At 37.9% G+C, this 26,503-nt stretch carries 18 protein-coding genes; 6 read left to right on the forward strand and 12 right to left on the reverse strand.

What is annotated here, in order from left to right:
• Positions 1-109: 109 nt before the first annotated feature.
• From CXF71_RS08075 to CXF71_RS08090, 4 genes are all read right to left on the reverse strand, one after another.
• Positions 110-706 (reverse strand): hypothetical protein, encoded by a 597-nt coding sequence (locus CXF71_RS08075; RefSeq protein WP_101232452.1) that lies wholly within the window; start codon positions 704-706, stop codon positions 110-112.
• An 89-nt stretch (positions 707-795) separates the two neighbouring features.
• A complete protein-coding gene (locus tag CXF71_RS08080; protein ID WP_101232453.1) occupies positions 796-4,740 on the reverse strand; it encodes an ExeM/NucH family extracellular endonuclease in 3,945 nt (1,314 codons plus the stop codon).
• A 458-nt stretch (positions 4,741-5,198) separates the two neighbouring features.
• Positions 5,199-6,626 (reverse strand): aldehyde dehydrogenase family protein, encoded by a 1,428-nt coding sequence (locus CXF71_RS08085; RefSeq protein WP_101232454.1) that lies wholly within the window; start codon positions 6,624-6,626, stop codon positions 5,199-5,201.
• 59 nt (positions 6,627-6,685) lie between these two features.
• Positions 6,686-8,326, reverse strand: coding sequence for an acetolactate synthase large subunit (locus CXF71_RS08090; protein WP_232771425.1), 1,641 nt, complete (start codon positions 8,324-8,326; stop codon positions 6,686-6,688).
• Between the two features lie 559 nt (positions 8,327-8,885).
• Between CXF71_RS08090 and CXF71_RS08095 the strand changes: the two genes are divergently transcribed.
• Positions 8,886-10,922 (forward strand): hybrid sensor histidine kinase/response regulator, encoded by a 2,037-nt coding sequence (locus CXF71_RS08095; RefSeq protein WP_101232456.1) that lies wholly within the window; start codon positions 8,886-8,888, stop codon positions 10,920-10,922.
• Between the two features lie 202 nt (positions 10,923-11,124).
• Here the strand turns inward: CXF71_RS08095 and CXF71_RS08100 are convergent, their stop codons facing one another.
• Both CXF71_RS08100 and CXF71_RS08105 read right to left on the reverse strand, forming a co-directional pair.
• Entirely contained in the window at positions 11,125-11,640 is a 516-nt protein-coding gene (locus CXF71_RS08100; RefSeq protein WP_101232457.1) for a hypothetical protein, read from the reverse strand.
• Between the two features lie 10 nt (positions 11,641-11,650).
• Positions 11,651-13,759 carry an LruC domain-containing protein gene (locus tag CXF71_RS08105; protein ID WP_101232458.1) on the reverse strand — a complete coding sequence of 703 codons (2,109 nt, stop codon included), beginning with the start codon at positions 13,757-13,759 and terminating at the stop codon, positions 11,651-11,653.
• 490 nt (positions 13,760-14,249) lie between these two features.
• Between CXF71_RS08105 and CXF71_RS08110 the strand changes: the two genes are divergently transcribed.
• Positions 14,250-15,086 (forward strand): DUF3108 domain-containing protein, encoded by an 837-nt coding sequence (locus CXF71_RS08110; protein WP_232771417.1) that lies wholly within the window; start codon positions 14,250-14,252, stop codon positions 15,084-15,086.
• A gap of 17 nt (positions 15,087-15,103) precedes the next feature.
• On the opposite strand, the gene CXF71_RS08115 is transcribed toward CXF71_RS08110, so the two are convergent.
• The gene (locus CXF71_RS08115; RefSeq protein WP_101232459.1) at positions 15,104-15,508 is read right to left on the reverse strand and encodes a hypothetical protein; all 405 of its coding nucleotides are present in this window, start codon (positions 15,506-15,508) and stop codon (positions 15,104-15,106) included.
• 254 nt (positions 15,509-15,762) lie between these two features.
• On the opposite strand from CXF71_RS08115, the gene msrA reads away from it, so the two are divergent.
• Entirely contained in the window at positions 15,763-17,124 is a 1,362-nt protein-coding gene (gene msrA / locus CXF71_RS08120) for a peptide-methionine (S)-S-oxide reductase MsrA (RefSeq protein WP_101232460.1), read from the forward strand.
• 354 nt (positions 17,125-17,478) lie between these two features.
• Entirely contained in the window at positions 17,479-17,787 is a 309-nt protein-coding gene (locus CXF71_RS08125) for a putative signal transducing protein (protein ID WP_101232461.1), read from the forward strand.
• 114 nt (positions 17,788-17,901) lie between these two features.
• Here CXF71_RS08125 and CXF71_RS08130 read toward each other — a convergent pair whose 3' ends face one another.
• The 4 genes from CXF71_RS08130 to CXF71_RS08145 all read right to left on the reverse strand — a co-directional run bounded on the left by CXF71_RS08130 (position 17,902) and on the right by CXF71_RS08145 (position 22,831).
• Entirely contained in the window at positions 17,902-19,110 is a 1,209-nt protein-coding gene (locus tag CXF71_RS08130) for an amino acid aminotransferase (RefSeq protein ID WP_101232462.1), read from the reverse strand.
• Positions 19,111-19,422: 312 nt separating this feature from the next.
• Positions 19,423-20,745 (reverse strand): DEAD/DEAH box helicase, encoded by a 1,323-nt coding sequence (locus tag CXF71_RS08135; protein WP_101232463.1) that lies wholly within the window; start codon positions 20,743-20,745, stop codon positions 19,423-19,425.
• 156 nt (positions 20,746-20,901) lie between these two features.
• Positions 20,902-21,696: a substrate-binding periplasmic protein gene (locus CXF71_RS08140; RefSeq protein ID WP_101232464.1), complete on the reverse strand. Its 795-nt coding sequence runs from the start codon at positions 21,694-21,696 to the stop codon at positions 20,902-20,904.
• 421 nt (positions 21,697-22,117) lie between these two features.
• Positions 22,118-22,831, reverse strand: a complete 714-nt coding sequence (locus tag CXF71_RS08145) for a FadR/GntR family transcriptional regulator (RefSeq protein ID WP_101232465.1) — start codon at positions 22,829-22,831, stop codon at positions 22,118-22,120.
• 771 nt (positions 22,832-23,602) lie between these two features.
• On the opposite strand from CXF71_RS08145, the gene CXF71_RS08155 reads away from it, so the two are divergent.
• A complete protein-coding gene (locus CXF71_RS08155; RefSeq protein ID WP_101232467.1) occupies positions 23,603-24,475 on the forward strand; it encodes a mechanosensitive ion channel family protein in 873 nt (290 codons plus the stop codon).
• 84 nt (positions 24,476-24,559) lie between these two features.
• Positions 24,560-25,657, forward strand: coding sequence for a glutamate 5-kinase (gene proB / locus CXF71_RS08160; protein WP_101232468.1), 1,098 nt, complete (start codon positions 24,560-24,562; stop codon positions 25,655-25,657).
• A 43-nt stretch (positions 25,658-25,700) separates the two neighbouring features.
• On the opposite strand, the gene CXF71_RS08165 is transcribed toward proB, so the two are convergent.
• On the reverse strand, positions 25,701-26,462 hold the full coding sequence (locus CXF71_RS08165; protein WP_232771418.1) for a class II glutamine amidotransferase: 762 nt from the start codon (positions 26,460-26,462) through the stop codon (positions 25,701-25,703).
• Positions 26,463-26,503 lie beyond the last annotated feature (41 nt).

Genomic DNA, 26,503 nt, shown 5'->3' on the forward strand with positions numbered 1-26,503 from the left:
TCGCTCATAAAAAAGCCCCTACCTCAAAGGTAGGAGCTTTAATTAACAAGTTTTTTTAACTCAAAAATTTAAACTGGCAACTTAATACCGATATAATTAAATAAGAGAATTAACTCATTTTTTGTTGGCGAACCAATAAAGTTAACGCCACCAACATTAAAATGATAGCTGTGGGCTCAGGAACATCAACAGGGTTTCCTGAAGTAACAGAATATGCTTTATCACTAGCACTCACATCAGTAAACGCAGCGCCAAAATCATCACCAAAAGCCAAGTTGCTTAAATCTACAGTGCCTGAGCCATTGCCAATCACAGTAAAATCAACACTAGCCAAGACAAAACTGCTTACGCCATCTTGTACTACTAAGAGTTCGTCCCACCAGGCATAACTAGTTTCTGATAAACCTAAGCTGTCGGCCATGTCATCACTAAATTGATCACTACCACCCGCGCCAACATTGAGTTTATTCCCAAAACGGGTAGATACATACTCGATTATCGAATTGTCCCAAGAGACATTAAAATCAAAGGTAGCCAATAACTTTTGAAAACCAACAGCGTCTTCTTCAATATCAGAAATGATAAAATCTGCCGTTAATACGTCACCAATTTGATAACTGTCTTGATTTAACTCAATGTTTAGTAACGTTGCTTGGCTACTGAGCGAAATTAAAAGTGTTGCTAAAAGTGTTATTATTTTTTTCATGGTTACTTCCTTATATATAAATGTTTAAGTAAATTTTAAATTAACGAATGAATTTACTTAAAGTCACTTAAGTAAATTCAAGCTAAATATTATTCTGCCGCGCAGCGCGAACGTGTACATAAAGACATTAATGCTCGGACATCACCGCTATTGACTACATTATCGAGGTTGAAGTCATATTTACTATCATCAACATCACCGCTGCGAACCATAGCGGAGAACTGATTAACATCATTGCGATCGATATCACCATCAACATCAAAATCTCCCACGAGTTCAACCGAGCTATTTAAATTGAGCGAAACTATAACGGGATCATGATCTGATGCACGGTAAGCATCTTCAGCAAAATATGTCGCTAATTGTTCAGACGATTTATATTCAGTGTTGTAATCGAAAATATGGGGTTCATCGGCATTGATATGCCAAACAGTGGTATCGACAACTTGACTAGCTAAGTCGTTGCTCGCTAAGGCATGGTCTAAGTACCCTATTTCACCGCCAAAACTATAAGAGTAAGCTGCACTTCCTAGATGATCTGCCACCAAGTTATGATAATTACTGTCGATAATGGCATTAATAGGATCTTCTTTACCGTAAGCATTTAAATCACCAATGATAAGAAAGTCACTATCCGTTGAACCCGTAGGATTAGTATTTAACCAAGCAGTTAAACCTTGTGCCGCTTGAGTTCTCAGTTCATTCCAACATCCTTGACCATCACCTTGATCGAGGTTATTACCCGATGCACTGCCACAACTTCCTTTTGATTTAAAATGATTAACCGCAATGGTTAATGCTTCATTAGTCGCAATTTCTTTGAAGGTTTGTACCAGCGGTTGACGGTTGCCATAATCGAATGGACTTTGATTGGTAGTGATTGCATCCCCCATCAAGGCAACGGTAGCTGGTTTATAAATAAGTCCAACAGTTATGGCATCGCCACCAATACCCGCTTGGTTGATGCTAACGTAGTTGTATGTTCCAACACCCAACTTCACATTAAGCTGTGAAACAAGCTCCGCAATGGCACTGTTACTGGCAAAACCATCATTTTCTAGCTCCATCAGGCCAACAATATCGGCATTGATATCTGCTAGAGCCGACACTATTTTGCTACTTTGACGAGTAAACTCTTCTAACGTATCCGCGCCCCGAGCGGTAGGAAAACCTTGACCCGCGCCATCACCATTAAAGTAATTTAATACGTTAAAGCTGGCTACTTTTAACGAACCAGTCCCGGTAATCTCGGGTTGTGCAGTTCTTGCATTAGTCGGGTTAAACTGTGGTGTGTTACTAGGTAAAATACGATAAGTATTAAAACTATAATCAATAACACCAGTCAAGTTAGCAACAGAGTCACCTAAGCGTAACGTATTTTGATAGCTTAATCCCGGCGCCGGAAAGGGCACGTTATCTGGGTTTTGTGCATTATTCATATCATCTAAAGTGATACGATTTCGATTGTTTTTATCTGCTAAAGCAATAGCTTGCTCACTACCGGCATTATAAATATTGGTAGGAAGAATCAAACGGCCATTAGACAATGTTAACTGACCATAACGCGCCAAATTATAGGTATCACTTACTTTTAATGTATCCGAAAAGTTTACCGACATGCCTTCAATACTTTCCCAGTAATCAGTAGTTGATACCGGTAAAGACACCATAGTTGCTGCAATGGGCTCACCAACACCACAATCAACAAAGTCAGTTGTTGCCGTTAACTGAGTACGACCATAGCTCTCTTTTATGCTGCCGTTTATCCGTACTTTATTGCCCACGGTAGGGAAATTTGCAATAGCGTTGAAATAAACAAAGATGGCTTCAGAAGTCATTAGATCTGTATCGGTATCTTGCGCTTCTTCTTGAACAAAATAGCCTTTTAAACTTGGCACAGCAAAAGTAACCGTACCTTCAATCACCTTAACTTCGCCAATAACTGCTGAGTCACTGCCGCTACCTTGGATTACATTAATTTTATCTGCATCATCACCACACATTCCGATCACCGGGTCTTCACCTGGGTCTGTCGGTGGCGTAGTAGATAAATGAGCGCCTAAGTTATCAAAAGTATCTTTTGAATTAGTTTGCCATTGGTCTGCTTTAATAAATTCATCGGTACGGTCGTTATCGCCTGATGTTACCGAAGCTAAGCGGACTAATGAGGTATCTTGACCCCAATTTTGTCTAACACCATAGGTGCCGATATTATCGATAATTATATCGCCATGAAGCAGTTCGATATAATCATCACCATTAAAATTAACCGCTCCGACAAAATGGTCAATATAAGGGACTAAAGCACTATCATCTGCAATTTGACTCGAGCCTAAAACCACCACATCATTTGCGAGTAGTTGCCCTGTTAAGGTATAGCTCCCCGTAGCTGTTTGACTACCGTTCGAATAAAGTTTGAATTGATAATCGGCTAAGTCGATAGTTGTATCCGTCGGATTATAAATTTCTATCGCTTTATTAAAGCTCGAACCTTCAACGTATTCGGAGAAAAACAAATCAACGCCTGGCTCTGTTGGATCTACCGGATCGATTGGATCAACAGGGTCAACGGGATCTACGGGGTCAACATCTGAACATGATGCACTGTAAAGCGTTGCAATCCACTCAGGATGGTCAATAAATGGGTTACGGTTTCCTTGAAATTCGTAAATTTTGTTATTTCTATTTATTTCGAAGTCATCAACAGGATCCGCTTCACTCCACGCTAACAACGTACATAACTTACCTAATTTGGCTTCACCGCCAGACGTTAGCATATCAACAACTTGTAAATCAGGTGTCACCGAGTCCAACCCGGCATAGCGCGTATCCATATAAAAAACGATACGGGCAACATCACCTTTCACCGCATCTCTTGGCTCAAAAGAGTTGCCGTCGACGCGGTTTTCTGGCGATTCAGGTAAAGCATTATCGCTATTATCAAAATCTAAATTGCCTCGTGATGAGTTAACTGAAATATCAGTAGGTCTTAAATGGTGAATGTCTGAATAAGCAAACGCACTAGAGCTTGGGAAACCATGGCTTTTTGCCCAAACATGTTCACGATTCCAGTTATCAGGATTTGTCGATTGTGTACCGCTACCGTTTGAGAATTTTTCTTTTGAAAGTCCGCGATAAAATAATATAACATTGTCTGCATTCAGGGGATCTTCATCCGTCACAGTTAATGCGGTCCAAGCTTCAGAATAAGTTAACTGTTTATGATTGGCTGAAATAACGTCATTGATATTGGTGCGGATGACCTCTGCACTTTGTGCTGAATCAATAGCGGTAATAACCGGTGCATAATAACTGGCATCATCAAAGTCTGCAGCACTCGCTATTCGGCTCAAATCAGGGCAGTTAAAACAAGCATTCGTCACGGTACCACCGTCAGTACTGCCTGAGCCATCATCTACGCCTGAAGTAATTATTACATCATCTAAACGTATATATTCAGTGCCTGAGTTATTTGCCATCGAGACTTTAATTTGCAGGCTACTTCCTTGGGGAATGGCTTGGCTGAGTGTGACAGCAGTAAAATCATCAATTAAGGTATGACTATCATTGCCTTTGCCTTGCCAGTTTTCTACCCTGACAAATGCGGCATTATCTACTGAATATGAAAGGTCAAAAAAATCGGTTGATTCGTGGCTGCCACTTTCTTCGGCTAAAACAGACAGATTGACATTAGTTTGTCCTTCAATGCTAATAGGCTCTGACAACCAATCGACACTGCCATCAACATCTCTAGCCTCAACTTTGCTATTGGTCACTTTAAACCAATCACTGTTCGCCGTTAATTGAGCATTACTAACATCGATAGACCAACGCGTAACGCCGCTCATATCAACAGTATCAAAAACAGCCCCTTTATTGGCTAAGGTCGCATCATTAAAATCTTCTGACCATAGTGTTTGTGCACTTAACGCACTATGAGTAACAAAACTTGAAGCAACACACAGTGCAATCAAGCTGAAATTTAACTTACCATTGCCGAAGAATCGACTTGGATTTACCTTACTAGTATTCATTTTATCTCTCCAGATTTGTAATTACTATTAGTTAAAAATTATTGCTATGGCTAAAACTTCAACTTGATTCTGAACGACTAATGTTACAGTTTTGTTATTTAACAGTAGGATTCTTGTTAATATTGACCATATAGTCAATAGATAATTGCATATAAAACAATCACAACGAGGAAATCAATCCGAATGGTCAGATAGAACAAGGGATTCAGGTTGAATTTATTTTGTACAAATAAAATTTAGTAATATTTATCTGTTATTTTTATAGGGAGGGACACAATCGAAGTAAAAATATCTAGACATAGTGACTATAAATCGAAGACAAAAAAAAGCCCTTCATTGGGCTTAATATACTTAGTACACTATTCTGTTAAACCTCAAAATAACAACGTACTGTTTTCACTGAGGTTTTCTATACCGCGTTATGAGTTATGAGTAATGGTTATTGCTCTTAGTGGCTATTAAAGCTTAATAACTGCCATTTTATCCTGAGACATATCATGCATAGTATAGGCAATGCCGCCAGTATTATAACCCGACTGTTTACGCCCTGCGAAAGGCATCCAATCAACACGAAAAGCGGTATGATCATTCACCATTACCGCCGTTGCCTCTAATTCACGTATTGCCTTCATGGCGACATCAAGATTTTTTGTAAATACCGACGCTTGAAAGGCATATTCCAACGAATTGGCTTGAGCAATAGCTTGGTCAATATCATCATAGCCATAGACACAAACTACCGGGCCAAAAATTTCCATAATAGATACTTTGGCATCAACTGGCGGATCAAGCAGTACAGTGGGTGCATAGGTGCTATCACCCAATCGTTTACCTCCTGTTACTAAGATTGCGCCTGCCGCTACTGCTTCATCAACCCAATCAGCAACACGATCAACTTCTTTAGGACGAATAAGTGGTCCACATTCGGTAGTTTTATCAATGGCATTACCAACAATAAGTTTCGCTGCGCCATCAGCCAACAGTTGTGCAATAGCTTTAGCTTTACTTCTCGGCGCAAAAATACGCTGTACAGACACGCACACTTGTCCCGAATGATAAAAACCGCCTTTGAGTAAACTTGGGATCATCGCTTCAATATCGGCACTATCTTCAACAATAACAGGGGCAACTCCACCATGTTCTAGTGCACAACGCGTACCGGGTGCTAGCTTGGAACGTAACATCCAACCCACTTTTGCCGAACCAATAAAACTAAAAAACCCGACACGAGCATCGGTGATCATTTTTTCAGAGGTGGGAATATCACAGGCAATAAAACGACACCATTGTGGCGGCAAGCCAGCTTCATGCAAAATATCAACGAATGCTTTACAGGATAACGGCGTATCTCGTGCAGGTTTAACTAACACAGGACAACCCGCTGCAATGGCCGGAGCAACTTGATGCACAATTAAATTTAATGGATGATTAAACGCTGACACAGCAACGACAACACCAATAGGCTCTTTGGTAGTAAAGGCTATTCTCCCTGCGCCCGCTTGGGTTAAATCCATTGGGATTTGGCTACCTGCTAATTTAGAAATTTCTTTTGCGCAAAGCTCTACGCCATCAATAGCTCTGGTCACTTCAACTCGTGCATCAACCAGCGGTTTACCGCCTTCATTGGCGATCAAAAATGCGAGTTCATCTGCTCTTTCTGAAATTAACACCGCTGCTTTTTTGAGAATACTTATCCGCTCAAAAGCTGGGATCCACTGATGACAATCTTTAAAAAGTTGGTGAGACGTTGCTAAATATTTATCAATATCATACCACGTTACTGTTGGTACAGACCCAATATGTGATTGATCGTATGGGTTAACAACGTTGAGTGTTTCGGATGCACTACTTCTTCTAGGGTCATTTTTTTGTTCTATATCGTCCATAATATCGCTCTTTAATAAGTTGAAAGTCGTCTAATAACAAGAATCTCGCAATCATAACGTTATATCAAACAAACCTTTTTGGCCAATTCATCAATTAATACTTTTTGATTTTCAGAGTAATCAACAGGCAATTCAACAAGATGAATTCCCCCTGCTGAAAATGCTTTTTCATACGTAGGAATAAGGTCTTCAGCAGACATTACTCTATGTCCTGTTGCCCCGTAACTTTCTGCGTATTTAACAAAATCAGGATTGCCAAATTCTAACCCCCAGTCGGCAAAACCAGCACTGGCTTGTTTCCAACGGATCATGCCATAAGAATTATCATTTAACACGGTCACGACTAAGTTTAATCCTAAGCGAATAGCTGTTTCTAATTCTTGTGAATTCATCATAAAACCACCATCGCCACATATTGCCATAACTCGTATATTTGGGTTTAGCATTGCAGCCATCATGCCAGAGGGTAAACCGGCTCCCATGGTGGCAAGGGCATTATCAAGTAATACAGTATTAGGTTGATAAGCTTTATAATTACGCGCAAACCAAAGTTTATAAATACCATTATCCAGCGCAATAATATCTTTATCCCCCATCACCTTTCGAATATCGGCAACAAAGCGCTGTGGAATAATAGGGTAACGAGTATCATTTGCTCCATCTTCAATATGCTCATCAATGGCAAGTTTTATTTTTTCAAAATAACGGCGATCAAAAATAACTTCTCCACCTAATTGATCTTTTAGTGCATCGACAGACGCAGCCAGATCACCAATTATTTCTAGTTGGGGGAAATATACTTGATCAACTTGGGCTGATTTATAATTAACATGAATAACTTTTTTACCACCTTCGTCCATAAAAAATGGTGGTTTTTCAATCACATCATGGCCAATATTAATAATTAAATCTGCACGTTCAATGGCACAATGCAAATAATCGCCAGCCGATAGCGCTGCGGTCCCTAAAAATAAACTGGATCGCTCATCAACAACACCTTTGCCCATTTGCGTGACAAAAAAGGGGATTCGCGTTGAATGAACAAAGTTACACATTGCTTTTCGAACATTTTGACGATTCGCCCCTGCACCAATTAATATTAACGGCATTTTAGCAGCCTTGATTAACGCGACAGCCTCTGCTATTGCCACATTACTAGGGTGAGCATAGTGGCGTTTATGTGGTGTCATCACCTTGGCGGTACAGTTCTCAGCCGCAATATCTTCTGGCAATTCTAACAGGACTGCACCAGGTCGTTCTTCTTCACAAAGTCGAAAAGCTTCACGCACTAATGAGGGAATGGTATCACCGTGTACAATTTGTTTAGACATTTTACAAATAGGATCAAACAAGCCAACAATATCAATTATTTGAAACTGACCTTGCTTCGATTTTTTGATTGGCTTTTGCCCGGTAATCATAAGCAATGGCATACCACCTAAATGGGCATAAGCTGCGGGTGTTGCCAAATTTGTTGCGCCAGGGCCCAGTGTTGCCATACAAACACCTACTTTACTGGTCAGGCGGCCATAAGTTGCGGCCATAAAGCCAGCGCCTTGTTCATGGCGAGTTAACACAAGTTTAATTGTAGAGTTACGTAAAGACTCAACCATATCCAAGTTTTCTTCTCCTGGTACAGAAAAAATATACTCTACCCCTTCAGCTTCCAATGCTTGCACAAATAAATCAGATGCTTTTATCGTATTATCTTCACTCATAACGTTATTCCTAATCAGCCAATCAATAGTGTTTTTAAAACGCTCGAATAGAACGTTATTATTGTGTCATTAAAGACCGGTAAGCTTGCTTGCAGTACCTTTAATGAAAGCGTAACTTTTATCTACACTAAGATTCTAGACTATAGAAAAAATGCTTCCATCAATGTGGGGATTTAAGACTGATATTTAATCCAAATGGCCGCTAGAACCGATGGATTTTATCCTGAGTATTATTGGCGTGCTCATATGAACAGCTTAAGCTGGATCAGAACGCTGAGAATATTTCTGATCATTGAAAGATCGGTATGTGTCTACTAAACTATTTCTCTTAAGGCTATCAAACCTTGTATAAGCGCATAGCTATTTGAGGATACTGACATTATTAAACAATACACCAGCTGTAGATATAACTTAATACTTCAATTATTTTCGATGGATTTAATGTGATTTAGTGAAAAGGACTACCTCTTAATAAAATCACAACCAATGCTTTCTCACAGAAATTATTGGTGTCTGACCATTGCACTCTAAAGGAATAAAAATGCAACAAGCTCAAGATGCCAAAGATGAATTAATTAAGTCACTTCGAACAGAGCTCAAAGCAGCTCAATTGAATGAACAGCGATTGACCACGCTCATTCAAGCCGCGCCTATCTGTATCCATGAAATCAACTTAACAGGCCAAATCACCTCAATGAATGGGGCGGGCCTTAATATGATGAATATGCAAAAAGAAGAAGAGGTTTGTGGTATTAATTACATGGATTTTGTTTGTGATAAACAAAAAGTTAAAATAAACAAATTCTTAGAACAAGCCTATCAAGGTGAATCTAATGCTTTTGAGTTTAGTCCCGATGACTCAGAGCTAACTTTTAGCTCGTGCTTTGCGCCTGTTTTTAACGAAAAAGGCGAGGTAGAAAAAGTCATGGGATTAACCGAAAATGTTACTGAACAACGAAACCAGCAGAGAAAATCACGAGAAAATGAAGTTAAATTTCGCAGTATATTTGATAATGCTGGTGTACCAATTTTGAATGAGGATATGTCAGAGCTTAAAAATGCTTTGGATCAACTTCGTACTGCTGGTGTCACAGATCTCTCTCAATACCTTAGAGAGCATCCTCAAAAGATCATTGAATTTACTGCAATGATTAAAGTAATAAATGTTAATCACGCCGCGCTTAAAATGTTTAACCTCACTTCGGATGAAAATTTTCTTGAGCAAATTTCAGCGTCTTTTACCCCTGCAGCAGATGAAATATTTATAAAGGAATTATGTGCTATATGGGACGGTGCAAAGGAATTTCGTTCTGAGGCTACATTTACAACGCACGAGGGTAATAATATATATTCTATTATTTCTTATCATATACCTGTTGCAAAAGAAGGGTTCAGAAGTGTACCTGTTAGTATTGTCGATATTACTTTGCAAAAACAAATTGAAGAAGAGTTATTCAAATCAAAAAAACTTGAATCTGTTGGCTTGTTAGCCGGTGGAATAGCACATGATTTTAATAATATTCTTGCTGGCCTATTTGGCCATCTTGAATTGGCGAAACTCAAATTAGCCGCTGACCATCCCGCATATCAACATATCAAAACGGCTAATCAAGCGATGGATAGTGCCACCCATCTGACAAACCAACTACTGACCTTTGCAAAAGGTGGTGATCCTTTATTTGAGACGGTTGACATTAAAGAGATTATTGAAGATTCAATAGAATTCTCACTCAGAGGTAGTGGCATTAAAACGATTCTAACACTGCCACAAGATTTGTGGATGCTAAATGCCGATAAAGGACGACTATCGCAGGTTATAATCAACCTATTAATTAATGCCGAACATGCCATGCCCAGTGGAGGGACACTGACAGTAGAAGCTACTAATATTGCGGAATTTACTAATAATTTTGTACCTCATCTGTATGGAAAATTTGTTTGTCTCAAAATTAGTGATAAAGGCGTAGGTATTTCTAAAGAACAACAAAAATATATCTTTGATCCTTATTTTACCACCAAGCAATCAGGTAGTGGATTGGGATTAGCAATGGCACATAGTATTATTGCAAAACATAATGGCTATATCAGTGTTGAATCTGAACTTGATAAAGGCACAACATTCAGTATCTACCTTCCGGCAAAATCTGATGCACAGATAAGTGATAAAGTACTTTTAACTGAGACAGAGAATTCTCTAGCACATTCAGGAAATATCTTATTAATGGATGATGATGAAATGATTCTAGATATATCAGCCGAGATGCTTAAAGCTTTAGGATATTCAGTTGAAACAGCAACTGATGGAAAAAGTGTGGTAGAAAAATATATTAATGCAGATAAACATAGTCAACCTTTTGATGTCGTTATTATGGATTTAACCATTCCTGGCGGCAAGGGTGGAGAAGAGGTTATAGTCGAGTTGCTTGATATTAATCCACAAGTAAAAGTCATTGTTTCAAGTGGGTATTCTACGGGTAAGGTTATGTCTAATCATACCGAGTATGGATTCAAGGGTAAGCTTGTTAAACCCTTTAGGATGAAAGTATTAGAAAGGGAACTCTGTAAAATTCTCGATTAATAATATCAATCCACTGAGAAAGTGAATTAATTACCTAGACTAATGACTCCGCGAGTTACTGTTACCTATTAAAGATCAACGAATAAAATTAACACTGCATCGACATTATTTATTATTCATTAATAGCACAATAAAAAACGCCCAAAGTGAGCGTTTTATTGAGCTAAAAATAATGTAAATTAAAAAAGCCACATCATTGTTATTAATTAACAACAAACATTCTTACTGCTTTTGTATCGTCATCATTTTCCCATACCTCATATCTTGGATTTTTCGTGTCATCAAAATACCAGATAGCCATCACTAAACGATTCTTATCATTTGCAATAGTTAATGTGCCCGCGTAATCACTTTCAATAGAAGTACGTAACAGGCAACTATTATAATTTACTTTAATGCCCTCTTCCCCATCAGTAAAATCTGTACAGACTGATAAATAAGCATTACGGTTATCGTCATTTTTATAACTTACCGTTAACTCATATTCTTGCTTAAGCAGAAACGATTTTGAGACAATAAGCTCAGCCGTTGTATCATAAATAGCATTAGGGTCTGGCTCAATTATCTCCGTTACAAGTGGAGGCGTAACCACAACGGCAACAGGCACTTCAACGACAGCTAAAACGGGGTCAGGAGTCGAAGACTCACCACCTCCGCCGCCACAAGCCACCATCAATAAACTACTTAGTGATATTAACGTAATGTTAGTAAATTTCATGGTCTTCTCCTTAATATTTAAACACGTTGTTATTAGCACTCTTTTCAACAGTAAACCAATCTACATTAAGTGCCCCCGAAGAAGTCACGAAACTATGGAAATTTGGATAAGCATATTTAATATCCATATACTCAACCGGGTGCTGCCACTCATAAGGAATATTAATAGCCCACGGCATACCGTTAGCATTAATAAAGTACTCACCATTATCAGCATTTGAAGCATCATCACCACGGCCTAAAAAATTTGCTTGAAAGGCTTCTGTCGGTGCTTGGTTTTTAAGGTGTATTTCAAACCTTCTCCCTGGTGCTTCGCCAAAGACATAACTTCTTTCATGTCCAGCAGAAGCGAAAATAAAAGGGTCATAAGGAAAGTCAGCTACATCAGCTTTGTTGACATTAGCTTCCAAAGGTATTTCTAATGAAAATGTCATTTGAACGTTTGAGCCACACCCCGTTTCTGTTCGATAAAATTTACAGCTTTCTCCCTCAGTAACAAAATCCCATAGATCATTCGCTATAATGAATATCGCTTCGTCTTTATCCGCTTCAAGTGGCGTAATATTTTGCGCTACTCCATTAATTTTGAAAATTAAACGACCGGTGTCAATCTGGCTACGTAATAACCCAGGAAGTCTAAAGGCAAAACCGTTGTGATAGGCGGCGCCAATGGCAACGACCTCCCCTTCTATTTTAACGCGCATTAACGTCCCTTCTACGTCGTAAGATGAAAGACGATAGCGCACAACCAAGTCATTCATATCGTAATCCCCTTCCAGCGGCCAATTATCTTCGAAGGCTAACGTAGCCCAAGTATCAAGAGATGGGTAATGCATGGCTGTTACGTTTTGTTCCGCAATATCAATGGCATAATCTTCTACTTCGCCATCAGCAACACCACCAATAGGAGATAAAGACGCTTCTGAGCTTAATCTAAATCGTGTCCACGTCGTGCCCGTTTCAGCCCAAGTTGGTACATCGTAAGCCACAATGTTACTACCCGAAGTCACAGCCTCAGCCACTATAATTTGCTCGTCAGCATCGAATTCGCCATCTTTGTCGGAATCGAGCCAAGCATTGACAAAACCATCAGCTGAGGCGGTAATTTCAACAATCGCTGTTTTTCCTGCCTCAATACCCGTTACAAATTTAATACCGTCATTGTCGTTTACTTCAGAACCATTATCGGCATAGGCATTAGGCTCGTTTATTACCGTTGCTCCCAAGAATAAGGTGCCATCCCCTACATCATGGCGAGCACCATTATTGTTTATGCTAGAACCATAAGAATCTGGAGCATCACCAAAATCGGTTGTCGGAGACTCTTGAGAAATAATAGGGGCAAGTGCACAACGTGCGCCATCGTTATTACTCGACGCTGGACCACTGGCAAAAAATTCAGCAACGGGATAACTCCAATTGGTATTTACTCTAAAAATATTACCATCACTATTTCGACTAATATATAAGTTACCCGTAACGTCAAAATAAACCGCACCAAAGGTACCTGCCTCTCCCACGTTACTGATTTTTACCGATGTACCCGCTTGCACATCAATTTTCCAAAGGTTACCCCAGCGGTCAACTGCATAAGCAAAACCATTGTCGGGATGAAAAGCAAAATCATAAATAGCGAGATTAAGGGTAGTGCCATTAACAACATTTTTAATTTGTAAATAATCATCACTGCTTTCGTCTAATGAAACGCGAAACAAACCATAGTTACCACCGGGGCGATATAAATAATAAGCGTTTTCTATCACAGAAATATCGCCCACATAAAAACCTTGCTCTGGGATGTTAGCCAGTGGTATTGGCGTTACCTGAAAGTCGGATCCAATACGCACAATAGTACCGTAGTAGTAATTGAACGCGTACAGGTAACGGTCATGCACACTAAATGCCAGTGCATTCATTTTGTCTTGATTCCAGTCAACAGGTGACGATTTCTCATAAAACCCTGTAGCTAGTTGCACACTATATAAGTTTGCTAACTTGTCCTGGATTAAAAAAGCTTCTGCTGGACACTCAGTAAAAGATTGAGCATGTAAGCCAATGTTGGTCATACCTATGGCAAGAATAATCCCGCTAACTGTGTTTTTCCTGACTGAATTTAACATAGTGAATATCACCTCTACATAAAACGTGTATTGATACTTAATAGTTAGCAAAAAACACACCAACAATAAACACGTTAAATTTCAGAGCCTTGACTTAATCACTCAGGTATTGATTAGAATAAATCAAATTATTTCGCGATATGAAAATGCAAAATGCAAAATGAAACAATTAACCTTGGCTGATTGTGTCATGCTGTTTTGTCTTCATTAATCCAACACGGTAAAAGAAGTAGAGCAGAGGCTAAAACGGAGTTGTTTGCTATTAAAGCAAACATAAAACTATTACAAAATTAACGCGGTAAAATAGTCGATTAATAATAGCGAGTATTCTGACTTCATAGATGATTTGACCACCTAATTGATGTGTTATTATACTCATGATGAAACTTTAACTAGCACTATAAATACGCTAATCAACAATAACTCAGTACATTAATTGAAGTAATATAAGCGCGAATATCGTCTATTTTTCTACAAGTACGCTCTAACAATGATGACTAAATTGACCAACGTAACCAAATCAAAGGCATTAACTCTCAAACTTTTATCCATCTTGAAAGCTTTAGTCCCCTTAATTATCTTTAGTTTTTTCTTATTTACATTCACTAAAAAATTACAAGCCAAGGTGATACCCACCTTAACTGAAGAAGAGTTCAAAGAGCTGCACCAATGTGATAAAATTTTTGAATATAATATTTATTTTTTTGACCAACATGTTGGCTATTTACACCGAAAGATAGCGTGGCATAACAGCTCAGCAGCTACTAAGGCGACAGTAACTTCATACGGAGAAGTAAGCTTCTTGTGGCTTGACTCAACCTATCAACAACAGAGTAAAATGCAATACTCACCTCAATATAAGCACTTTATAACGCCAAGCTTCTCACAAAAGCTGACCGGTATTAAAACAAGAGAAATGAACGCTGAAATATCAAATGATGGCCTTTCGTCAACGGTAACTTTAAATGCTAAAGTTTCGAACTACCAACAAAAAGAAAAAAATGAACACCAAGCCCTATATGACCTTGATACCTTAGGTGCACAGATCAGACTAAATTTATTACAAGGAAAAACGCGCTTCACGCTATCTCGCCAAGCCAGTAGTAAAGTTGAAACTTATCAGTTTGAAGTCGCTGGTGATGAAGTGATTACTCATGAAAAGTGGGGAGAGATAACAACCATTAAAGTAGTAGAAGTGGGTGAACATGACAGTATCGTCTTATGGTTTTCGAGTAAACATGACCATCAATTGATAAAGGCAGAACTCGATATGATATTTTCTCCGGTAGTATGGTTATCTCACTTTAGTCAACAATGTAATTCATAGTTCAAACAATAGCGGCACTAGCTTTTGGTAATTGTCCAAACATCGACAGCAAGGTTATTATCGGTAATGGCTTTATTCAAACGCTTTAAAAATCGTTCTTTAGTTTTCGGATTAACAATTAAAACAATGCCCGCTTTTTTACCTGTCATGGCTGAATAAAATAACGCCTGCCCTAAAGACTCAGCCCATTTTTTTCCCCAATCATATTCAATAGCATGCGTATCAGTTAAACAATCAACCCGCGTTTTATCCGGTAGTACATACTCTATTTCACCCGCACAGTGGGCATTAACAAAGTCTGCCTCATGCCATTTACCTGACTTAGCTTGCGCTGAAGTGCTGGTAGACAATAAAACTATGAGCGAAAATAACGTAAGTGATGTAAATAGCACAAGCGGTATAGAGGAAAATTTTTTAATCATTTATCGAGTTCTAATCTTTTATTATTATTTTGCTGTAATGAAATTTTTTGATTCAGTAAGCGCCTACTAAGAACGCCATTGTAACTTAGCCAACAGCCTTAGCACTACTTTGAATTTCATCTGTGTTGGCTAGTTATTTTCCTCTTGTGATGAAATTGTGATAAATCGGTGACTAAATAGAGATATCAGTCATTTATAATTTAGGTCAAGTTTAATAAATCAATCTATATTCACGGTTGGCTCAGGATAAAATTATGAAAAATATATCGTTCATCACAGCTATCGCATTAGTGTCGGTACTTACGTTTTATGCCGTCGCGCCAAAATCTACTGAGTACTCAGCGGCAAGGACAACTAGCGCTCAAACTCCAAATGACATCGAAGCAATGATGCCTAAATCACAATCAACTGAAAAAATGCCTGCAACAACGCATTTAGAAAGTATTGTACTAGGTGCAGGTTGCTTTTGGGGAGCTGAAAAAAGATATCAGGCAATTCCCGGTGTTGTTGATGCCATATCGGGTTATGCCGATGGTAAGAATGTCAGTGCCACTTACCGTGAAATTACTAAGAAAAAGCACAAAAATAATGTAAATAACCATGCGGAAGTCGTTAAAGTTATCTTTAATAGCGCAAAGGTCAGCTTAGAAACTATTTTACATAGTTACTATGAGGGACATAACCCAACTCAACTGAATCGCCAAGGCAATGATGTTGGCACGCAATATCGTTCAACGATACTAACGAGTAATGAACAACAAAATGCTATTGCCTTAAAAATAACAGCACAGTATCAAACATTATTAACTGATGCTGGTTATGGAAAAATAGAAACCAAAATAAGTTCATTAACTGAGTTTTTTGAAGCTGAGCAATACCATCAAGATTATTTAGCCAAAAATCCAAGAGGTTACTGTCCAGATCATTCAACTGGCGTTAAGTTTACTGCTGATACAGATGAAACGAAATTAGCGAATAAAAAAATTGATAATTCCCCGTTATTAAAGGGCAAGCATATTGTAGTCATTGAATCAGAAAATTATTGCCCTTATTGTGAGAAATTCAAAAAGAATGTCGCTAATGATTATAAAGGCACCATTGCGATAAACTTTCGCCTAGCAAGCCAGCTTAAAGGCTTAACTATCAAGACTGAAACGTGGGCGACACCTACTATTTTATTTATTCAAGACGGTAAAGAGGTCTTTGGAAAGCAAGGATACATGAGCCCTGAGTATTTTTATAAAGCGTTAGGTGCTTTTAAATTAGGAAAAAGTGAAGCGTTTAATGTCGCTTTCGATGAGGGAACTGATGGTCGTTTTTGTAAAGAATATGAAATATTCAAGAACACGCCAGATGGCGTTTTTATTGATAAGTTAAGCGGCGCACCCTTATTTGATACCAATGATCGTTTTAACTCAAAATCTGGTTGGTTATCTTTTACTAAAGCGGTTGATGGTTCAGTGATTGAAAAGCCTGATAATCGTTACGGTATGGTACGAACAGAAATTCGCTCTAAAACATCCGGCATTCATTTGGGTCACGTATTTCCAGATGGTCCAAATGGACAACCAAGGTTTTGTATTAATGCGACGGTATTGGAGTTCAGAGCGAGATAATAGTCCAAAATGACTTTTGCTTAAATATCAGGGGATCTTAAACCAATTCCATTAATTTACATGCCTATACACTTGGCTCAGGGACGTCATCCCCGTGGTATCTAAATCGGGGGGCCAGCTTCTAAAAGTGATAGAACAGGACAATATGCGTCCTGCATTGTCTAATAAATAGCATCCATGCTACGTTCCGATCAGAGACTTCGAAGATGACGGTAAACCAAATCCTGAGGAAAATGAAGTGGTTAATGGCTTTTTTAGTAAAGTACTTAGTAAATAAAACAAAAGAAATTATTTTTCCAGCTAAAGGTTCTATTATTACTATAACCTTTACTTTCATTAACAAAGAACTCGCCTATGAAATTAATTTACACCAATGAAAATCAATTTTTAGTAAATAACGCTAAAAATATTCTTGAAAATCATAATATAGAAGTCACCTTAAAAAATGAGTTTGCCTCTGGCGCTGCGGGTTTATTAGCGCCTATAGATACCTGGGTAGAATTATGGATTATTAATGATCATGATGAAGAGAAAGCAGAAACAACATTAGCACAGGCGTTAAAGCAGCAAGGAGAACACGATTGGTTTTGTCAGCAGTGCCAAGAACAAAATGATGCTTCTTTTGATTCTTGTTGGCAGTGCCAAACTGAAAAGGCATCCTAGTTTGCAAACGGTCATGGAGAGAAAGTACGACCAAATAGCACGGGTAGAATACAAACAGACGAACATGCAGCTAAGCCAGTCATGCCATCATCTTGGCTTGTGCGTTCAACATCCTTAAGATGGCTTTAGTTCTTCACCCGCACGTGTGACAGCTAAAACACTAACGACAAGATAATCAATATCTTGCTCAGGAATTGATGCAAGATTAATTCGCCCGTTGTTCAAGCCATATACCGCATATTCAGCTCTCAAACTTTCCATTTGCTCTGCTGTTGCGGGCAACATGGCAAACATGCCCTCTTGAGATAAAATATAGTCAAAATAATTATCGCCTGAGTGTTGGCGAAATGCCGCGCAAAGCTTTGCTCTTATATCTTTAATTTTGACATTTATTTGTGCCAGTTCATCTGACCACATTTTTTTCAATGTAGGCGTTTTCAAAATAGTTTTTACAATTTCAGCGCCATTAGAGGGTGGTACCCAATAAGTGGTTTTACTCATAATGGCGAGTTGAGATTGTGCTTTGTTGGCTTCTTCTTGTGTTGGACTTAGAATATAAGCAGCGCCGACTCTATCACTGTATACACCGAAGTTTTTCGAACAACTCACGCAAAGCGCTAAGCGTTCAACCGACTTAGCCATAGTAAGTAAACCCGCAGCATCTTCAGTTAATCCGTCGGCAAAGCCTTGATAAGCAGTGTCGATTAATGGCAAGAAGTTAGTAGCTTTTGATAGCTGAGCAATTTGCTGCCAGTGTTGTGCGGTTAAACGTAATCCTGATGGGTTATGACACGAGCCGTGAAGTAGCACCACGTCATTTTCGCCTAGTTGTTCTAGTGTATTGAACATGCCATGCTCATCAAGCGTCATGGTTTTATGGTCAATAAAAGGATATTCCTCATAAGCCAAACCTGCGGCAATAATGGTTGGAATATGATTAGCATACGTTGGGTCACTGACCCAAATTTTGGCATCCGGGTTTGCTAGTTTAATTAAGTCTAATATGGCGCGTAAGCCGCCACTGCCCCCTGCCGTTTGAACACCGCTGATATAACCATTAACCGTTTGGTTTGCAAACACCAACTCTTGTAGTAATTGAACATACTCAAGATCGCCTTTTGAGCCAACATAACTTTTATTTCGTCCTGCATTGGCGAGTAGTTGGTCAGCTTCCTTCACCGCCTTCATTAACAAGGTGTTGTCATTGCTATCTTTATAAACACCTACGGTTAAATCAACTTTAAAAGCTCTTTCATCGTTAGATGAGCGTGCCATCAAGTCTATAATTTCATCAGAAGCTGGGGCAGGAATATTGGTAAACATGGGCGCTCTATAACGTTAATTAGATAAAAAACAACGTAATTTAATACATTTAAATCAAGATTCTACTATATCATCTACTCTGATTTTTGGGAGGATTATAATGCAAATAGCATTCGAGACATTATACGATACGAGTAATGGATAAACTCAAGGCATAAAATAAAAAATCACCAAACGCAAAAAGGCCGATACATTACATACCGGCCTTTAAATTTAGTTAAATCTTATTGATGTATCATTGATGTATTATGGGCACTGTACTTTGCTACCTTCTCAATTCACACAGGTAAAAGCTACATGAAAGCCTACAACTTATTCTGGCTTAGAATATCCTGACCAAATATCGGCATTGACTGCCGCTTTCTTTTTGCGTTTTTTCTTACCTGTACCTTCTGGCGCTGCCATAGGTTTTTCTATCGCTAAAATTGAGTCTTCAGTAATTTCATCAACTTCAAAACCTTCAATTTGTTCACGATCAAGACGAATTTTGTTCTTCTTTTCTATTACGCTAAAGTGATGATAATCTTCATGATCAATTAGTGATAAGGCTAAACCTACTTCGCCAGCACGGCCACTTCGACCAATACGGTGCATGTAATCTGAAGGGCTTCTTGGTAAGTTAAAATTAATGACCACTGGCAGCTTTTCGATATCTAGACCACGGGCAGCAATATCAGTAGCAATTAACACGTCAATATCCCCTGCTTTAAAGCCATCAAGCACGCGACTACGTTCACTTTGACCTTTGTCGCCATGAAACACTTCGGCAGTGATACCACGTTTAGAAAGCTTTTCAGCTAAGTGCTCGCAATGATGCTTAGCATTGACGAAAATAAGCACTTGTCGCCATTGATGTAACTTTATTAAATGCTCTAACAACGCTGTTTTTTCACCTTTGTTAACGGTGAAAACACGCTGTACTAAGGTGCTAGCGTCGCTACTTTGTAATTGTATTTCAATAGGGTTGTTAAGTAATTCTTGCGTTAACGTTTTGACTTGTTCAGGAAAGGTCGCTGAGAATAATAAGATTTGTTTTTTCGTTGGCATTAACGCCAATAGCGCTGTTATCTCTTCAGTAAAGCCTAGACTCAACATACGGTCGGCTTCATCAAGCACTAAGGTTTTAACCTTATCTAGCTTAATCGCATTACTTGAAATTAAATCGAGTAATCGACCCGGTGTTGCCACCAAAATATCTGTGCCGCCGCGTAGTGCAAGCATTTGAGTATTGATTGATACACCACCAAAAACGGCAACGGTTTTAATCTCGCCGTTAAAGTGCACCGCATAAGATTTAATGCTGTCAGCCACTTGCTTAGCAAGTTCGCGAGTAGGCACTAAAATCAATCCGCTAACAAAATTACCTTTACTACTTTTGCTGCCCGATGATATATCAGCGCGCAATTTTTGTAATAGTGGCAGCGCAAAGGTGGCTGTTTTACCTGAGCCAGTATTTGCCCCAGCAATTAAGTCACGTCCCGCTAGTACACTTGGGATAGCTTGCGCTTGAATAGGCGTTGGCTGTAGATATTCCAGCTCAGATAATCGAGCTAATAAAGGTGTAATAAGGCCTAACTCGGCAAAGGAAGCGGTAAAGCTGGTTGAGGGTGTGACTTTAGTTGTGTCAATGCTCATTAAATTAAAGGGCTCAAAGCTAAGGTAATTGCCCCTATTTTAGCGTATTTATGCTCTGTAATACTAATTGAATTAAGTAATACTAAAACTTAATGGTTAAATTATTGTAATAATACTTTTATTGTTGAGATATTAAGTTAAACAGTGCTTTAACGATTACTCTACAACGTAATCATTATTTAGATATTTTTGCCAAACAGGTGTTAACTTTCCCTGTTCATTCAATGTCATTATTGTTTTTTCAAACAGGCTAATCACACAAGTTGGCGTATCTTTATGAAAGACAAAGTTTGTGAATGACGTATCATCTAATGAATAAATAGGTATGATTTTGTGATCTTGATGGTCAAACTTTTCAAACTGAAAAGAAGCAACATCTTCAGAGTAGGCTATGGCATCAACTCGCTCGTACAGTAACATTTTCAACATACTAAATGCTGATATAGTTTTCACTTGCGTTGCTAAAATCCCATGACTATTCAATAAAGATTGTCCAATGTCTCCTCTTACTACTGCTATATCTAGATTATTCAAACTTGTTTTTTCAATAGTGGTTACATTCTTGAATTTAGAGCTTAAAGCCATGATGGATATTTTTGTAATGAAAGGTAGAGAGACAAGTTTATATTTTTTTGCTCGTTCAGTTGTCGTAACCATTGAGAATCCAGCATGGTCAGGATAACGTTCCGTGTTTTTAAGTAGTCTAGCCCAAGGAACTACTGGTATATCATTTACTTTAATATCTATATCAAGTCGCTCATAAATTAACGCTAAAGTATCTGAAAATATCCCCACTAAATCACCTGAATTGTCTAGATAGTTATAAGGAGGATAATCTTCAGTTTGCCAATGAAGGTTAGCTAAAAAAGATTTAGCTAACCTTTCATCACAGCTAATAGCGACAGGAGAGAATAAAATTAATAATAACAATGCAGCTAAAAATTTACTCATAAACTTACCTTACATAGACGTTGATTGCTCAATATGTAGTCGGGTGAAATTTTACGTTGTTATTATTTTAAGCTTGTACAATCTAGTTTTTGTGGCCTGAATGGAAATTAAAAAACAACACGTTATAACTTTGAATATAAGGGTTATCACGCACTAATTCCTATCCATTAAACTTCGGTTTATGCCAAAACCAGTCGAATTAAACGCTGTGCATATTCACTTGAAATAGATATTTCAAAGCCATCTTTCCAGTATAGACTGTGCGCCCTAATATGCATTCAACACCATCAAAATAAACGTTGCGCGAGTCCATAAAAATCATACGAAGCGATAGTAGCGACTATTACCTTTCATATGCCAGCTATCATTCGAGATGCTGGTTTCAGAGTGCTAGAGAAATATTTATTAAGTAGAGATCCGGTTATTTACTCTCTAACACCGCAATTTGGTTATTCACTATAGCCAAGGTTTCTTTTTGAGTGATCAAGGCAGCATCAAAGGCGGCTTGAGGTTCTTTATTTTTGATATGCTCAAAAATATCAACATGGGCCTGATACTCTTCAACGGTTACCGCAACCAGTCGATTAGTAAAACGTATGTTGATTTTAAGTGCTGTCTCAATAAAATTATTTAACTGGATAAAGAAGGGATTATTACTCGCACAGAGCACACTTTGATGAAAATCAATATCCGCTTCATGGGTATCGTCTTGACCATTGGTCGCATTTTTCATTCTAACTAATGCATGTTCAATGTTTTCTATATCACTCTCTTGGGCAAATTGTGCTGCTAACGATGCCGCTTCTGGTTCAATCGCTAAGCGAAGTTGTAAAAAATGTCTTAATAGATATAAGTCTGGCTTGCCTAGCAAAATCCAGTTAAGCACATCAACATCAAATAAATTCCAATATTTTGAATCAACGACTTTAATACCTTGTCTTGGTCGAGAGCTAATCAAACCTTTTGCCGTTAACATTTTAACCGCTTCTCTGGTTGCCGTTCGGCTAATGTTAAACTGAGTGCATAAGTCAGCCTCAGAAGGGAGGCTATCACCAACTTTATAAGTTCCTTCCATGATTTTTTTGCCCAACTCATGTACTACCTGATGGGCCAAATTACGGTGCGATGGTTCCATGTGACTGTTTTACCCTGTTTTTAACACTAATGGCCGATTATAAGCCATTTACAATTGTATGACAAATCATAGTAATGAAACATAACCCTATCCATAATGACTGAGTTATCAATCAGAAAAGAGATTGACCACCGAATAATTACTAATATGCAAGAGGTTTACCTTGATGCCATGTCCGCCATATATTTTCCCCTTGATAGGTTAATTAGAAGCACCCTCATTGTAATGTATGAAGTAAGGATATCTCTATGCATTACTCCTCTTTTTAGAATGCAAAAATGATTACCCCATATTATTTAATCAATTATTTTGATTGATCTAATGAATTTATAACGTTTGCTTATTTATTGTCGATCCATAAAATACGCCATATATTAACACTCTGTTGAAACAGTAAAATGAAAAAATCATACGGAAGTAAGGTAGATGTATTTGTTGTTATATTTTTATTAATAAGTATATTACTTGCTAATTTAGCATTAGCTGGTAATGAATTACCCGCAATAAGAGTTGAGTTTTCAAACAAATAAGAGAATGAATTTATAATAATAAATAATTCTCCTTAAATTACTAAAATCTAAAGACAAAACAGGAAGTTTTTTGATATTATTGTCGAATAAATTGGCTTGATTGATTCAAAAATAAACAGAATTAAATGCTGGTTTTAATAACGTTTTATTAGGTTTGGGTCTGTAGATACACCTCAAACTTAAAAATTCAATTACAAAAATATCACCTTTTTATTAAACAGACTAAGTAGTTGACATATTAATGATAGATTCACTCAATACAACCTTCAATTTAACTCAGGTAACTGAGTGGTTTTTTAATAATAAACTGATGATAACCACCCTAGTTATTGCGTTTGTTTTTATCACTAAACATTTAATTGTTAGATTAATAAAAAAAAAATCTAAACAAGATAAAAGACCCAAAATCAATATGGTAAATAATATATTTACCCTATTAATGATTATTGCCATCTTTAATATTTGGTCTGAAGAGATTCAAAAGTTTGCTTTTTCAATTGCCGCCTTTATCGTAGCAATTGTCTTAGCCACACGAGAATTCATTCAATGTTTTATAGGATTCGTTTACATTTTATCAAGTCGCCCCTTTCGAATTGGTGATTGGGTTCAAGTAGGTAATTATTATGGCGAAGTTCATTCTACTGATTGGGCAAAACTAACGCTGTTAGAAGTAGATAAAGATGATTATCAATATACGGGGAAAACACTGTATGTACCTAACAGCCAGCTAATTACTTCGGTCATAAAAAATCTAAACTTTTTGAAACGATACGCGATGCATCATTTCACTATTGTGCGTGACTGTAGCGTAAACCCCTTTGATTTTATAGATGAACTGCAACTCAAAGCACATGAATATTGTGATGATTTTAGAGACGTTGCCATTCGTTATAATCAACTAATAGAGAATAGATTAGAGATAAACATTGCCGGCCCAGAGCCACATATTCAAGTAGCCACCTCCGAGATTGGCGACACGCAAGTGATCTTTACTATTTTTTGCCCTACAGAAAAAGCCTTGAGAATAGAGCAACAACTGACCTCTGATTTTATGACGTTATGGTTTGAGCATAAGGCTATTAAGTCAAATAGAGAAAAACGTATCAAAGGTTAGATTTACTTCTAACATAAAAATATTAATTTATAGAAAAACAGCCTTGCTTTGGCTATTTCTGTTTACGGTAAGCGTAGGAAAAATATGAATTTTAATCGTGTGGTAATCAAAGTTGGTAGTGCCTTAGTTTCGCCAGATAAAAAAGGCTGTAGTGGTAAGTATATTCAGGCTATCGCAAGCTTTATTACTAAATGCCATCAAAAAAATAAAGAAGTTATTTTAGTGTCATCGGGTAGCGTGTCCGCTGGACGCCATTTAATTCAGCATGGTTCGCCAATTCCTTCTATTCCAACCAAGCAAGCAATGGCTGCTGTTGGTCAAATGAAAATGATGGCTAATTGGCAACGTTTTTTTGATGTGCCCTGCAGTCAATTGTTAATCACTCATGGTGATTTAAAAGATCGTGAGCGCTATATTAATATAAAAAATACGCTGCGTATTTTATTAGCCAACGGCATTATCCCTATTGTTAATGAAAACGACACGGTTGCCACTGAAGAATTAAAAGTGGGTGATAACGATAATTTAGCCGCTTTAGTTGCCCTTATTAGTGAAGCCGATTGCTTTCTTATTTTAAGTGATATTGACGGTGTTTATACTAAAGATCCTAGAACAAACGACGACGCGGTAATGATCAGAGAAATTTCTGAGATCACCGATGAAATTTATGCCATGGCAGGCACAACCAATAACCCTATTGCCACCGGCGGCATGAAAACCAAAATTCAAGCCGCTGAAAAAGCCGTTGAAAACGGTATTGAAACGTATATATTGAACGGTAGTAACAGCCAAGTATTTGACAAAATCTTAGCAGGAGAAAACCCTGGCACGCACTTTTTGGCAAGTAAAGAAGTAAGTAAGGCTAAAAAACACTGGTTAAAGCACACATTAAAAAGTCATGGGCAACTATACCTTGATAGCGGGGCCGTTAATGCGGTGAAAAATAAAGGGGCTTCACTTTTACCTTCTGGCATTTTATCGATAAACGGTGAGTTTTTAGCTGGAGAGTCACTTGAACTTATTGATGCAAAGACCAAAGTCATCATCGCTAAAGGTATTTGCCAATATAACTATCAAGATTTAGTCAAAATAAAAGGCCAGAACTCTGAAAAAATACAAAGTATTTTAGGATTTTGCCCAAGTAAAGTGATTGTGCATCGAGATGACATGGTCGTTTTATAAAGCGATGATATGCGCCTAAAGCGTCTAAATTAACTTAGTTAGCTTAGTTAGTAAGAAGGTCTGTCGTCACCTTATTATTTTCTATCGATATCAAGGTGCTTCTTTCAACTTTTATCCAGTGTGCCTTAATGTCTGAAAGCGGCTCCGACGACACAATAACGCTATTTTCACTCTGACTATAAAATAGAGAAGCGGGCCTAATATCTGCATTTGATGAATAACGAGTAAACAAACTGTGCTTTCTATTCGTTAACGCAAAGTTTATAAAAGCATTGGTTTCGGCATTGACCTGTTTTCTATAATCATTAATTTTCGATATTGTTGTTTTCATTGCTTGTTTTAATTTTTCCAATGAGGCTTCTTCATCAAAATTGATTTCATCTAGAAATATTGCAAAAGCACATTCTGAATCGGTATTTCCTTTAATAAAATCAAAGGCCTTATTTGATAAATCATTTAAGATTAAACGCCTAAACAAGTCAAATTGATCAAGCCTGCCATTATGCATCCATAAGTAACGGCCATATTGAAATGGATGGCAATTACTTTGGGAAACCGGCATACCAACTGAAGCATCTCTTACATGAGCAAAGAAGTGATGCGTGGGAATTTTACTCGCTATCTGTCCTAAATTTCGATTACTCCATGCTGGCTCAACACTAACGAAAGTGCCTGGAATAGGGTCATCATGCTGCGGATACCAACCGATGCCAAAGCCATCCCCGTTGAGGGGATTAACACGCATTTTTGCTTTTTTACTCTGCTGTACTAATGAGTTACTCGCATTAAAAATTAAAGTATTCATAAAAATACTTTCACCTGAGTAAGCGATGAATCTACACATAA

Origin of the sequence: Colwellia sp. 12G3 (assembly GCF_002836775.1) — a bacterium.
Classification (GTDB): domain Bacteria; phylum Pseudomonadota; class Gammaproteobacteria; order Enterobacterales; family Alteromonadaceae; genus Colwellia.

Coding starts and splice junctions, on each gene's coding strand:
- CXF71_RS08075 (WP_101232452.1), bottom strand. CDS start 706: ATGAAAAAAATAATAACACTTTTAGCAACACTTTTAATTTCGCTCAGT.
- CXF71_RS08080 (WP_101232453.1), bottom strand. CDS start 4,740: ATGAATACTAGTAAGGTAAATCCAAGTCGATTCTTCGGCAATGGTAAG.
- CXF71_RS08085 (WP_101232454.1), bottom strand. CDS start 6,626: ATGGACGATATAGAACAAAAAAATGACCCTAGAAGAAGTAGTGCATCC.
- CXF71_RS08095 (WP_101232456.1), top strand. CDS start 8,886: ATGCAACAAGCTCAAGATGCCAAAGATGAATTAATTAAGTCACTTCGA.
- CXF71_RS08100 (WP_101232457.1), bottom strand. CDS start 11,640: ATGAAATTTACTAACATTACGTTAATATCACTAAGTAGTTTATTGATG.
- CXF71_RS08105 (WP_101232458.1), bottom strand. CDS start 13,759: ATGTTAAATTCAGTCAGGAAAAACACAGTTAGCGGGATTATTCTTGCC.
- CXF71_RS08110 (WP_232771417.1), top strand. CDS start 14,250: ATGATGACTAAATTGACCAACGTAACCAAATCAAAGGCATTAACTCTC.
- CXF71_RS08115 (WP_101232459.1), bottom strand. CDS start 15,508: ATGATTAAAAAATTTTCCTCTATACCGCTTGTGCTATTTACATCACTT.
- msrA (WP_101232460.1), top strand. CDS start 15,763: ATGAAAAATATATCGTTCATCACAGCTATCGCATTAGTGTCGGTACTT.
- CXF71_RS08125 (WP_101232461.1), top strand. CDS start 17,479: ATGAAATTAATTTACACCAATGAAAATCAATTTTTAGTAAATAACGCT.
- CXF71_RS08130 (WP_101232462.1), bottom strand. CDS start 19,110: ATGTTTACCAATATTCCTGCCCCAGCTTCTGATGAAATTATAGACTTG.
- CXF71_RS08135 (WP_101232463.1), bottom strand. CDS start 20,745: ATGAGCATTGACACAACTAAAGTCACACCCTCAACCAGCTTTACCGCT.
- CXF71_RS08140 (WP_101232464.1), bottom strand. CDS start 21,696: ATGAGTAAATTTTTAGCTGCATTGTTATTATTAATTTTATTCTCTCCT.
- CXF71_RS08145 (WP_101232465.1), bottom strand. CDS start 22,831: ATGGAACCATCGCACCGTAATTTGGCCCATCAGGTAGTACATGAGTTG.
- CXF71_RS08155 (WP_101232467.1), top strand. CDS start 23,603: ATGATAGATTCACTCAATACAACCTTCAATTTAACTCAGGTAACTGAG.
- proB (WP_101232468.1), top strand. CDS start 24,560: ATGAATTTTAATCGTGTGGTAATCAAAGTTGGTAGTGCCTTAGTTTCG.
- CXF71_RS08165 (WP_232771418.1), bottom strand. CDS start 26,462: ATGAATACTTTAATTTTTAATGCGAGTAACTCATTAGTACAGCAGAGT.